The organism is Flavobacterium ammoniigenes (genome assembly GCF_020886055.1).
Taxonomy (GTDB): domain Bacteria; phylum Bacteroidota; class Bacteroidia; order Flavobacteriales; family Flavobacteriaceae; genus Flavobacterium; species Flavobacterium ammoniigenes.
Genome location: NZ_AP025184.1, coordinates 2,202,412 through 2,214,798 on the forward strand (window position 1 = coordinate 2,202,412; position 12,387 = coordinate 2,214,798).

The window sequence follows — 12,387 nt, forward strand, 5'->3', positions numbered from 1 at the left end:
TACAATATAAAAACACCCCCTTTTTTTTCAGCACTAAAAAAAATATTTTAAATTTGTACCAGAATTTGAATCACAAAATAAATTTATAGTATCATGGCTAAAATTAAATTAGAATACCTTTGGTTAGATGGTTACGAACCAACTCAAAATCTTAGAAGTAAAACTAAAGTAGAAGAGCACGAAAACTTTCAAGGAACTTTAGCAGAAATTGGAAACTGGTCTTTTGACGGGTCTTCAACAAAACAAGCTGAAGGCGGATCTTCTGACTGTTTATTAGTACCAGTTGCAATCTATCCAGATCCAACTCGTGTAAACGGATATTTAGTAATGTCAGAAGTTATGTATGCTGACGGAACACCACACCCTTCTAATGGTAGAGCAACTATCGACGACGAAGATGACGATTTCTGGTTTGGTTTTGAGCAAGAATATTTCATCATGGATACTAAAACTTTATTGCCTTTAGGATTCCCTGTTGGAGGTTACCCTGCACCACAAGGTATGTATTACTGTTCAGTTGGTGGAAAAAACACTCACGGAAGAAAATTAGTTGAAGAGCATGCAGATTTATGTATTGCTGCTGGAATTAATTTTGAAGGTATTAACCAAGAAGTTGCTTGTGGACAATGGGAATTCCAATTGTTTGCTAAAGGAGCTAAAAAAGCAGGTGATGAAATCTGGGTTGCTAGATACTTATTAGATCGTTTGACTGAAAAATACGGTTACTATATTGAATACCACCCAAAACCATTGGGAGACACTGACTGGAATGGTTCTGGTATGCACGCTAACTTCTCTAACTCTGTATTAAGAACATGTGGAGATCAAGCTACTTACGAAAGAATCTGTGAAGCGTTCCGTCCAGTAACTAAAGAACATATTGCTGTTTATGGGGCATACAACGAACAACGTTTGACTGGTAAACACGAAACTGCATCTATCCACGATTTCTCTTATGGAGTATCTGATAGAGGAGCTTCTATCCGTATCCCATTAATCACTGTTCAAAAAGGATGGAAAGGTTGGTTGGAAGATAGAAGACCAGCTTCAAATGGAGATCCATACAAAATTGCTGCTAGAATTATCAAAACTGTAAAATCAGCTTTGTAATCTAAATCCAATTATATCAAATGAGTGCCTTCCAAAAGAAGGCACTTTTTTTATTCCTAATCTAAAAACCTTATTTTTGTTTTATGGAAAACACATTGAAATTATATATGGTTATGTTGGGCTGCACGCCTAAAGGCCGATTTACTGAACAACACGATATTTTTTTTGGAATAGGCAATTCTTTGAAGGAATTAATTCCGGAGATGAAAGCTTTTTGGCCTGAAGCCAAAGGTAAAATTCATATTGACGCTTGGCGTGAAGTAACAGCCGTGAATAATTATTCCATAGCCATTGTTCCAAAAAATCCAACTACAAACAATGAAAACCTATTCTTCATAAATTTAGGGGGCTACAAAGAAAACGAATTTGAAGAATACCATTATAAAACATTAGCAGTAGCTGAAAGCCTGGGTAAAGCAGCCAAAATAGCTAAAGCCACAACTTTTTATAAACACTATAGTTTCCCGGGTGCTACCTCACATATAGATGACAAATACGGCATTGATGTCGATGATATTCACAATGTTGCAGATATTTTAGCCCCAATTTTTAAGGAGCGTCATTCCATACAAATTATACCATCTGAAACCCGTTTAGAAGAGGATACACTTCACATTGGCTATGTGAAAATTGACACCCTCTAAACCCAATTTTCTAACACAATTCTGCTGTAGATTGTTTTAAAAACAAGGTGATTCAAATGAAAAATAAGTTTAGATTTGAAAATACATTAACAATTAACGAAGAGTTTCAAATAAACGCCTATGCAACGAATTACAATCCTTATTCACTGCGAAGATCAAAAATCAATTATTGCTACAGTGACCAATTATATTGCGGCTATTAATGGAAATATCATTTACTTAGATCAACATGTAGACGCTGACGAGAATGTGTTTTTTATGCGTTTGGAATGTGAATTTAGTGCCAAAGATTGGAATTTAGAATCCATTAAATCCCATTTCGAAACCCATTTGGCCAATCCTTTCAACATGAATTGGGAAATTTATCCTCAAGAACAAAAACCAAAAATGGCCCTATTTATTTCAAAATACGACCATTGCTTGTATGATATTTTAGGTCGTTATAGTGCAGGCGAATTGAATCTTGAAATCCCACTAATCATTAGTAATCATGAAGATTTAAGATCCGTTGCAGATCGCTTTGAGATTCCGTTTGAATATGTACCATTTACCAAAGAAATTAAAGCGCAAGGCGAACAACAACAATTGGATTTATTAGCGAAGCACCAAATTGACTTTGTCGTATTGGCGCGTTATATGCAGATTATCACTCCTCAATTAATTGCAGCTTACAAAAACAATATCATCAATATCCACCATTCCTTTTTACCCGCATTTCCTGGAGCCAAACCCTACCATTCGGCTTTCAAACGTGGCGTAAAAATCATCGGTGCAACAAGTCATTATGTAACCGAAGAATTGGACGAAGGCCCAATTATCGAGCAAGACATTACCCGCGTATCCCACTCCCATTCGATAGAAGATTTCATTATGAAAGGTCGTGACTTGGAGCGAATGGTTTTGGCACGTGCCATACAACTGCATGCTGAACGAAAAACCATAGTATACAATAATAAGACAGTGGTTTTTTCTTAGTGATAAACTTAACGAAACTCCAACAAACTAATAACACAACCTTAACAGTAATTAGTTGACTATCAAACTACTTTTGTAGTCGTAATGAGCTGGTTACTCGTTATTTGGTTTTGGTTAGTAAAAGGAATGTCGATAGCTTAGTTGCCTCGGCATTTTTTTATGCAATAATTTTGATAAAAGAAAGCACCTCTGAATTAAATAAAAGAGGCTGCTCTACATTTACAACATGTCCTGAATTTTGAATAACACAGAGTTTGGAACTACGGTAATGACTTTCCACTACTTTACGGACAGCAGGTAAGAACATATAATCTTCCTCTCCCATCACATACAAAGTTGGAATATTCAATTCCACCTGACGAAACCATCGCAAAACTGGATTGATTTCAGCAGTCAATTTGAACCATTTAATAAATTCTTTTTGGTATAATTTCTTGGCTTCGTTGATGAATAAAATACGTGATTGCTTGTGATTTTTATTAGGCATAATCACAAAGGCAAAAAAGCGATACAAAAGCAAATAAGGTAAGATATATTTAAATGTATTTCCAAGGAACATTAAAATCTGGGAACGGAAATTCATTTTTAAAATGGCACCACCCATAATCATACTTTGTACCCGATCAGGATACATTTCGGCCAACTGGCGAATTAAAATCGTCCCTAAAGAAATGCCCACAAAATGTGATTTCTGAATTTGCAAATAATCTAAGACTTCCAAAATATCATTGGCTAAAGCCGAAAAAGTATATTTTTGTTTGAATGCTTTCTTTATGTTCGTTTTGGATTCACCATGACCACGCAAATCTAACAACAGCACATTATACTCTTTTTGAAAATCACGAATTTGCTTGAACCATATAGACGAACTTCCTCCAGCTCCATGGACAAAAGTCACCCATTGGTCGCTGTTATTGTTCTCGTATACGGTGTAGTTGATCAAATTAGTTGTTTTTGTAAATATAGCAATTAATAGTTATTTAGCTTAGTATAGCCTGCATTTCTTGTTGCATTAACAAGGCTTCTGCTCTGGCTTTTTCGGCAAAATCAACTCCATTAGAGGCGTATATAATTGCTCTTGACGAATTAATCAATAAGCCCACATTGGTATTCATGCCGTATTTACAAACTTCAGACAAACTTCCACCCTGAGCACCAACTCCAGGAACAAGTAAGAAACTATCTGGTACTATTTTCCGAATTTCGGTAAAATATTCAGCTTTAGTGGCGCCCACAACATACATCAAATTGTGACTGTTTTTCCATGTTTTAGAGGTTTCTAAAACTTGCTTGTACAATTCCGTTCCATTCACATTCAACGTTTGAAAATCAAATGCTCCTTCATTAGAAGTCAACGCTAACATGATCGTATGTTTGTTTTCAAAAGCCAAAAACGGTTCCACTGAATCTTTACCCATATAGGGCGCGACCGTAACCGAATCAAAATTCAAATCCTCAAAGAATGCTTTGGCATACATCGAAGAGGTGTTGCCAATATCACCTCTTTTGGCATCCGCAATAGTGAAAATGTTAGGATAATTATCGTTGATATAGCGAATTGTTTTTTCTAACGACAACCAACCTTGTATTCCATAGGCTTCGTAAAAAGCTGTGTTGGGTTTGTACGAAACAGCCAGATCGTGCGTCGCATCAATGATGGCTTTATTGAATTCAAAAATAGGATCTTCTGTTTCCAATAAATGTTTCGGAATCTTAGTCAAATCCACATCCAATCCTACACATAGGAATGATTTCTTGAGTTGAATTTGGTCAATTAATTGTTGTGTTGTCATAGTAACATTATTTTAAAAAAAAATGCCGCACGCTAAAATTCTAGGAGGGCATTTTTATTTTTATAGTTTCATTTGCGCTTGAATTAAAAAACTTCGCTAGCTTCTTTTAGCTTCTCGGTATTGTTAACCAATTGTAATTCGTCAACAATTTTCTGAATATCCCCATTCATGATGTTACCCAAATCGTATAAAGTCAACCCAATTCGGTGATCGGTTACACGACCTTGTGCATAATTATACGTACGAATTTTAGCAGAACGGTCACCCGAACTCACTTGAGAAGTACGTTTAGACGCATCTTCTTCTTGTTTCTTAGCCAATTCCATTTCGTACAAACGAGAACGCAAAACCGTTAATGCCTTGTCTTTGTTTTTATGTTGCGATTTTTGATCTTGACATTGCGCCACCAATCCAGTTGGAATGTGCGTCAAACGAACAGCCGACTTAGTCGTATTCACCGACTGGCCTCCTGGTCCTGACGAACAAAAGAAATCCACACGCACATCATTCATATCAATTTGCACATCAAATTCTTCTGCTTCTGGTAATACCATCACAGTAGCTGCAGAAGTATGAACACGCCCTTGTGTTTCTGTTTGAGGTACACGTTGTACACGGTGTACACCTGCTTCAAATTTTAATGTACCATAGACATCTTCACCAGTTACTTCAAAAATTACCTCTTTAAATCCTCCCGAAGTTCCTTCGTTCATATCAACAACCGAGGTTCTCCAACCTCTTCCTTCACAGTATTTAGTGTACATTCGGAACAAATCTCCTGCAAAAATACTCGCTTCATCACCACCCGTTCCGGCACGTACTTCCACCATCACATTCTTAGCATCTTCAGGATCTTTCGGAATCAACATGAATTTGATTTCTTCTTCCAGTTCTGGCAAACGCTGTTTGGCTTCGTCCAATTGCATTTTGGCCATTTCGACCATTTCAGCATCCGAACCATCAGCAATAATTTCATTAGCCTCGTCAATATTAGCCATCAACAAAACATACTCGTCTCGTTTCTCAGCCAAAGCTTTCAAGCCTTTATATTCTTGATTCAATTGCACATACCGTTTCTGATCTGAAATTACATCGGGTTGAATAATCAAATCCGAAATCTCATCGAAACGTTGTTTTACTATTTGAAGTCTATCTAACATTGTATTAGTTCCTTTATTTGGACGGCAAAAATACAAAAAAGATTGCAGAAATAATTTCTGAATTTCAGATTTTTTAGGAGCTACTTCCAGCTGTTCGCTCTATCTGTATCGGCGAACCCCGCCGCCACAGGATACCACTACCATCTGGGCTAATTCAAATCTTTTTCTTAATATTGTAATCGTTACCACAACCTTTTTTAAATTCAACTCAATGCGTCTATTATTTCTTTTTTTAACCATCAGTTCGTTCCTGTTTTCATGTACTAATAGCCATAAAAATGAAAAAATAAAAACATCCGAATGGTTGGTAGGAGCATGGAAAAACCAATCCAAAGAAGGAATTGTAACCGAAACTTGGTCCAAACTAAATGACAGTACTTTAGCAGCAAGTTCTTTTTTCATCAAAGAAAAAGACACCTTACATTTTGAAAATATCGCTTTAACAGAAAAAGACGGTGAATTGGTCTATGAAACTACCATCCAAGGGCAGAATAATGACAAACCAATTTTATTCCCATTGATTTTAGAAACAGAAAACGAATTGGTTTTTGAGAACCTTCATAACGATTACCCTCAAAAAATCAGCTACCAAAGCAAATCAAAATCGGCAATTACCATTTCCATTTCAGGAAAACAATCCAAAAAAATAATTTCGGAACAATTCAAAATGACCAAAATAAAATAAACAACTTCTTTTGAGTTTAAAATTCAGCAACCTTACTTTATTTAAGTAAGGTTTTTTTTGTTTTTAATGAATTGATTTTCAGTTGCCCAAAAATGAACATTCAATATTATTAAGATTTAATCTAAATAAACTTTGATAATTCAATTGTTGCTTTTATATTTGCATCGTTATTTTAATTTATTCCAAATAAACAACAATGAAAAAGCAATTCTATATCTTAATTACGGTCTTACTATCTTGTTTTACAGCTTATGCACAAGAAACTGGCTCGATTGAGGGAAAGATACTTTCTATAGATGGGTATCCACTTTCGGGCATTTCAATTAAAATTGGAAAGAAAGTCTCTATTGCAAAAACAGACACAAAAGGCAATTTCCAGTTTGAAAATTTCCCTATTGGATTACACACCATTACCATTGAGGGGGAAGGTTTAAAAAAACAAACAAAAGAAATTAAAGTAATAGCAAATGAAGCCACAAAAGTAACTTTCACTTTAGAAGAGCAAATGGAAACTCTGAAAGAAATTGTAATCGTAATCAAAGAAAGCCCAAACAAACGAAAAGTAAGTGCCGTTCGTTCTGGTTTAAAGCCCATTGATATTCCGCAAAGTATGCAAACGATAGAAAACGAAGTTATTGCACAACAACAAGCTATTCGTTTGAGCGAGGTAATTAAAAATGCTAATGGTGTTTATGTAGGTTCAGCAAGAGGTGGCGCACAAGAATCGTTTTGGTCAAGAGGCTATGACATGTCGGCCAATAATATGTTCAAAAATGGTTTTCGTTACAATTCGGGTTCCATTCCCGAAGTTTCTTCTTTGGAAAAAGTAGAATTTTTAAAAGGAGGTTCCGCTTTACTATATGGAAATGTAGCTCCAGGAGGTATTTTAAATTTGGTAACCAAAACCCCTTCTTTCAAAAAAGGGGGCGAAATTGCTATGCAAATGGGAAGTAATGCTTTTTACAAACCATCCATCGATTTTTATGGACCCTTACATAAATCCATTGCTTATCGATTTAACGGTTCTTATGAAAATTCAGACAGCTTTAGAGAGGTGGTCAAAAGAGAACGCTATTACATCAACCCATCGTTCTTATTGAATATTAGTTCTAAAACGCAAATTACGCTTCAAGGTGATTTTATGAATGATCATTGGACACCTGATTTTGGTACTATACTTATTGGGAAACAAATTTATGATTTAGGAAGAAACAATTATTATGGCGCTTTATGGTCTGATGGAAACACCAAAACGGCAAGTACTTCTGCCTTATTGAATCATTCGTTTAACAAAAATTGGAAATTAAATTTCAATTCGTCCTACCAAAATTACGACCGTGAATGGAAAGGAACGGAGCGCATTCAAATAACCAATCCCAACGGAACATGGAGTCGTCCATTAGGTCAATACAAAAACTTAGAGGCTATTTTGGGCGAACAAATTAGCTTACAAGGCTGTTTTACAACCGGAAAAATTAAACACCAAACCTTTTCAGGTATTGATTATGAAAATTCGATAGCAACAGCACATACCTTTGTATTTTCGCCAATTACCTTTGATACTATCAATGTATTTTCTTTTGACCCTAACAATCAAACAACAACCGAACCCATAGCAGTCAATACTCAAAAAGTAGTCACCACTACCAACCGATTTGGAATCTATGCTCAAGACTTAATTTCGTTTACCGAAAAATTTAAAATGTTGGCTGGAATCCGTTGGTCTTGGCAAGAAGCCCAAGCCGAAACATTCAAATTAACTGCAAACCCGATTACTATAACAAAAGGGATTCAATTACAAGACAAAGCGTTTTCACCTAAAATCGGTTTCATCTATCAACCTGATAAAAACACCTCTATTTTTGCCAGTTATTCCAATTCGTTTACTCCAAATACTGGAACTACTGCTGACTTAAAACCGATTGAAGCTTCCATTATTGATCAATATGAAGTAGGTGTGAAAAAAGATTTTTGGAATGGCATTTTGAGTACTAATGTAACGGTGTATCAAATTACCAACAGCAATTTAGCACAAACTGCCGAGTTCAAAGCCGATGGCATTACTTTAAATACCGACACTACTATCAAAGTATTGAATGGTGAAACCAAAAGCAAAGGAATTGAAATTGATATCAATGCAAAACCAATCGAAGGATTAAATATTATTGCAGGTTATAGTTATAATGACAGTCGTTACACCAAAACAAACAAGGTAAATGGTGGTCTAATTGAAGGAGACCGATTGGTTAGAACTCCAGCTAAAACTGCTAATTTAAGTTTTTTTTACAACATTCCGGCTGGAAAACTAAAAGGATTATCTATAGGGGCAATAGGAAACTATATTGGAGAGCGTTTTGGAGGATGGAACGATCAATATGTAGTAAATACCAGTGGTGTAATTACCATTAATGATAGAGATTTTCCGATTCAAGGATATACAACTGTAGATGTTTCAGCGGGTTATTCGTATAAAAAATGGAGCATTTTATGTAAACTTTCTAATATCACCAACGAATTGAATTATACGGTTCACGAAAATTACAGTATCAATCCGATTGCTCCGCGCCAACTAATGACTAGTTTAAAATATAAATTTTAATTAAACCTTTATTAAATAGCTTAGTCTATAATGCAACCAAAAAAAATAATACTATGAAAAAAATCAATTGGAGAAACTTACACCGAGACTTAGGCTATTTCTATATTGGCTTAATTGTATCTTTTGCCTTTTCTGGATTATTAATGAATCATCGCGAAATGTGGCATCCTGAAAAATATACTTATGAAACCAAAGCGATTGAAGTGAAACTGCCCGCCGAAAGCGACATCAATGAAAAATATGCAGAAGATTTGGCCAAGCAATTGGGCATCGAAGGAAAATTGAAACGCCATATGGTCAAAAAAGGTGAATTCAGAATGTCATTTGAAAACCAAGATGTAGAAATTGACTTAAAAACCGGTAAAGGAGAAATTATCTCATTCTTCAAAACACCACTAATTAGTCAGACAATGCAGTTGCATAAAAACACTTCCAATTTTTGGATTTATTATTCCGATATTTTTGCAATAAGTCTAATTACCATTGCTTTAACCGGAACTGTTATGATCAAAGCAGGTAAATTCAGTTGGAAACAACGCGGTTGGAAATTAGCTGTTGCCGGAATTATTTTCCCTTTGTTATTCTTATTTTTATTAGGTTAGTTTTAAATATATTTCAAAAAAAAAATCCCGTTCTAAATTAGAACGGGATTTTTTTATTTAAAGGATGTATTATTTCAATCCTGCCAAACTTTGTTCAATGGTTGCAATTTTTGCCAAAGCATCGGCTTCTTTCTTGCGTTCCATTTCGATTACTTTTTCTGGCGCACCGGAAACAAATTTTTCATTCGATAATTTTCCTTGTACAGATTTCAAGAAACCTTTGGTGTAATTCAACTCTTCAGTCAACTTAGCAATTTCTTCTTCTACATTAATATTTCCAGTAATTGGAATAAAATATTCATTGGATTTCACTCGAAAAGACAACGCACCCTCTACTTTATCGGACACATAATCCAAAGCTGAAATATTTCCTAATTTACTAACCACTGCATCAAAATAGGTCGAAGATTTATCATTGTTCACTATTTTCAATTCGATTGAATCTTTGAACGGTATGTTCTTGTCTTTACGAATCGTTCTAATACCGGATATCACTTCAATCGTATTATCAAAATCAGCAATCAAACTCGCGTGGAATGATTTCATTGTTGGCCAAGTCGAAACAATCAACGCTTCTTCTTTCGTTCTTTCATCCAATAATTGCCAAATCTCTTCGGTCAAGAAAGGCATGAAAGGGTGCAATAATTTTAAATTATTTTCCAACATTTCGATGGCTTTCGCCAAAGTAACACTATCAATTGGTTGTTGGTATCCTGGTTTGATCATTTCCAAAAACCAAGAACAGAAATCATCCCAAACCAATTTATAAATACCCATTAAAGCATCTGAAATTCTATATTTTTCAAAATTATCTTCAATATCCAATAGGGTTTGTTGCAACTTGGCTTCGTACCATTCGATTGCCACTTTAGACGATTCAGGTTGCGGAATAGCATCGGATACTTCCCAACCTTTAATCAGTTTGAAGGCGTTCCAAATTTTATTGGTAAATGCTTTTCCTTGATTGCACAATTCTTCGTCAAACATAATGTCGTTCCCAGCAGAAGCACTCAACAACAAGCCTACACGAACTCCATCGGCACCAAATTTATCTATCAAATCTAAAGGATCAGGAGAATTTCCTAAAGATTTAGACATTTTACGTCGTTGTTTATCGCGAACCAAACCGGTCAAATAAACATTTGTAAATGGTTTTTTACCCGTGTATTCATATCCTGCTATTATCATTCGAGCCACCCAGAAAAACAAAATATCTGGACCTGTAACCAAATCATTGGTTGGATAATAGTAGTTAAAATCTTCGTTTTTAGGATCCATTATTCCTCCAAAAACTGCCATTGGCCACAACCAAGAAGAAAACCATGTATCTAAGGCATCAACATCTTGGGTTAAATTGGCTATTGTTAATTGTTGGTTATTAGTTTTTTGTTTTGCTAGAACCAAAGCCTCTTCAATAGTTTCGGCCACTACAAAATCTTCTTTTCCGTCGCCATAATAGTATGCCGGAATTTGTTGTCCCCACCATAATTGACGTGAAATATTCCAATCGCGAATGTTGTTTAACCAATGCGCATAAGTATTGTCAAAACGTTTTGGATGCAATTTAATTTCTCCGTCTTCTAATACGGCTTTGATCGCTGGTTTTACCAAATCCTCCATTTTTAAGAACCATTGGTCTGACAAACGAGGTTCAATAACGGCTTTAGTACGTTCTGAAGTTCCCACTTTATTCAAGTGGGTTTCCGTTTTAGCCAAGGCGCCAACTGTTTCCAATTCTTTAGCAATTGCCTCACGAACTACAAAACGATCTTGCCCTTGATAATGCAAACCAAAGCTATTTAAAGTAGCATCTTCATTAAAAATATCAATGATTTCAAGTTGGTGTTTTTCGCCCAAAGTTTTGTCGTTCATGTCGTGAGCAGGCGTCACTTTCAAACAACCTGTACCAAATTCGACATCTACATATTCGTCTTCAATTATTGGAATCACTCTACCGCAAATAGGTACAATCGCTTTTTTACCTTTTAAATGAGCAAAACGCTCGTCATTTGGGTTAATACAAATGGCTGTATCTCCAAAAATAGTTTCAGGACGTGTGGTAGCTACAGTTAAGAAATCGGTACTGCCTTCAATTTTATAGTTCAAGAAATACAATTTACCTTGTTGTTCTTCATAAATTACTTCTTCATCAGACAAGGTAGTTTTCGCTTCAGGATCCCAGTTGACCATTCGGTACCCACGATAAATCAACCCTTTGTTGTACAAATCAACAAACGAACGAATTACAGAGGCTGACATATCTGGATCCATGGTGAATTTCGTACGCTCCCAATCACAAGAAGCACCCAATTTTTTCAATTGTTCCAAAATTACTCCGCCATATTTGTCGGTCCATTCCCAAGCGTGTGCCAAAAATTCCTCACGAGTCAAATCATTTTTATTGATTCCTTCCGCTTTTAACTTAGCCACTACTTTAGCTTCGGTAGCGATAGAAGCATGATCAGTTCCAGGCACCCAACACGCATTCAATCCTTTCAAACGCGCTCTACGAATTAAAACATCTTGAATGGTATTGTTCAACATATGTCCCATATGCAACACTCCAGTCACATTGGGTGGTGGAATTACAATCGTATAGGGTGTTCTGTGGTCAGGCTCCGAATGAAAATAGTTGTTTTTCATCCAGTAGTCATACCATTTTTGTTCAATCGTTTTGGCGTCGAATTGTGCAGGAATTGTCATTGTATAGTAAATTCGTTTAATCGTTTAGTCGCACTTGTTTCTAAATTTAATATATAAATAAAAATTCAGGAAATATGCATTGCAATTCAGCTTACTTATTGCAAGCCAAATAAGCA

Annotated in this window: 10 protein-coding genes; 6 read left to right on the forward strand and 4 right to left on the reverse strand. The window is 35.6% G+C overall.

Annotated elements, in window-relative coordinates:
• The first annotated feature begins 93 nt into the window (after positions 1-93).
• The 3 genes from LPC21_RS10020 to purU all read left to right on the forward strand — a co-directional run bounded on the left by LPC21_RS10020 (position 94) and on the right by purU (position 2,729).
• Positions 94-1,110: a glutamine synthetase beta-grasp domain-containing protein gene (locus LPC21_RS10020; protein ID WP_229317105.1), complete on the forward strand. Its 1,017-nt coding sequence runs from the start codon at positions 94-96 to the stop codon at positions 1,108-1,110.
• An 83-nt stretch (positions 1,111-1,193) separates the two neighbouring features.
• Complete coding sequence (locus tag LPC21_RS10025) at positions 1,194-1,754, forward strand: DUF1543 domain-containing protein (protein WP_229317107.1); 561 nt, start codon at positions 1,194-1,196, stop codon at positions 1,752-1,754.
• A 120-nt stretch (positions 1,755-1,874) separates the two neighbouring features.
• Positions 1,875-2,729: a formyltetrahydrofolate deformylase gene (purU, locus tag LPC21_RS10030; RefSeq protein ID WP_229317109.1), complete on the forward strand. Its 855-nt coding sequence runs from the start codon at positions 1,875-1,877 to the stop codon at positions 2,727-2,729.
• A 157-nt stretch (positions 2,730-2,886) separates the two neighbouring features.
• Here purU and LPC21_RS10035 read toward each other — a convergent pair whose 3' ends face one another.
• From LPC21_RS10035 to prfA, 3 genes are all read right to left on the reverse strand, one after another.
• Positions 2,887-3,672, reverse strand: a complete 786-nt coding sequence (locus LPC21_RS10035; protein WP_229317111.1) for an alpha/beta fold hydrolase — start codon at positions 3,670-3,672, stop codon at positions 2,887-2,889.
• 37 nt (positions 3,673-3,709) lie between these two features.
• Complete coding sequence (pyrF, locus tag LPC21_RS10040) at positions 3,710-4,522, reverse strand: orotidine-5'-phosphate decarboxylase (protein WP_229317113.1); 813 nt, start codon at positions 4,520-4,522, stop codon at positions 3,710-3,712.
• A gap of 83 nt (positions 4,523-4,605) precedes the next feature.
• Positions 4,606-5,682 (reverse strand): peptide chain release factor 1, encoded by a 1,077-nt coding sequence (gene prfA / locus LPC21_RS10045; protein WP_229317115.1) that lies wholly within the window; start codon positions 5,680-5,682, stop codon positions 4,606-4,608.
• Positions 5,683-5,893: 211 nt separating this feature from the next.
• Here prfA and LPC21_RS10050 point away from each other — a divergent pair, with 211 nt between their 5' ends.
• The 3 genes from LPC21_RS10050 to LPC21_RS10060 all read left to right on the forward strand — a co-directional run bounded on the left by LPC21_RS10050 (position 5,894) and on the right by LPC21_RS10060 (position 9,568).
• Positions 5,894-6,367: a DUF6265 family protein gene (locus LPC21_RS10050; protein WP_229317117.1), complete on the forward strand. Its 474-nt coding sequence runs from the start codon at positions 5,894-5,896 to the stop codon at positions 6,365-6,367.
• A gap of 196 nt (positions 6,368-6,563) precedes the next feature.
• Positions 6,564-8,966: a TonB-dependent siderophore receptor gene (locus LPC21_RS10055; RefSeq protein ID WP_229317118.1), complete on the forward strand. Its 2,403-nt coding sequence runs from the start codon at positions 6,564-6,566 to the stop codon at positions 8,964-8,966.
• Between the two features lie 53 nt (positions 8,967-9,019).
• Positions 9,020-9,568, forward strand: a complete 549-nt coding sequence (locus tag LPC21_RS10060) for a PepSY-associated TM helix domain-containing protein (RefSeq protein WP_229317120.1) — start codon at positions 9,020-9,022, stop codon at positions 9,566-9,568.
• Positions 9,569-9,637: 69 nt separating this feature from the next.
• Here the strand turns inward: LPC21_RS10060 and LPC21_RS10065 are convergent, their stop codons facing one another.
• Positions 9,638-12,271, reverse strand: coding sequence for a valine--tRNA ligase (locus LPC21_RS10065; protein WP_229317124.1), 2,634 nt, complete (start codon positions 12,269-12,271; stop codon positions 9,638-9,640).
• Positions 12,272-12,387 lie beyond the last annotated feature (116 nt).

Bases quoted from the DNA above. Each gene is read 5' to 3' on its own strand.
- LPC21_RS10050 (WP_229317117.1), top strand. From the start codon at position 5,894: ATGCGTCTATTATTTCTTTTTTTAACCATCAGTTCGTTCCTGTTTTCA.
- LPC21_RS10025 (WP_229317107.1), top strand. From the start codon at position 1,194: ATGGAAAACACATTGAAATTATATATGGTTATGTTGGGCTGCACGCCT.
- pyrF (WP_229317113.1), bottom strand. From the start codon at position 4,522: ATGACAACACAACAATTAATTGACCAAATTCAACTCAAGAAATCATTC.
- LPC21_RS10020 (WP_229317105.1), top strand. From the start codon at position 94: ATGGCTAAAATTAAATTAGAATACCTTTGGTTAGATGGTTACGAACCA.
- prfA (WP_229317115.1), bottom strand. From the start codon at position 5,682: ATGTTAGATAGACTTCAAATAGTAAAACAACGTTTCGATGAGATTTCG.
- purU (WP_229317109.1), top strand. From the start codon at position 1,875: ATGCAACGAATTACAATCCTTATTCACTGCGAAGATCAAAAATCAATT.
- LPC21_RS10065 (WP_229317124.1), bottom strand. From the start codon at position 12,271: ATGACAATTCCTGCACAATTCGACGCCAAAACGATTGAACAAAAATGG.
- LPC21_RS10060 (WP_229317120.1), top strand. From the start codon at position 9,020: ATGAAAAAAATCAATTGGAGAAACTTACACCGAGACTTAGGCTATTTC.
- LPC21_RS10055 (WP_229317118.1), top strand. From the start codon at position 6,564: ATGAAAAAGCAATTCTATATCTTAATTACGGTCTTACTATCTTGTTTT.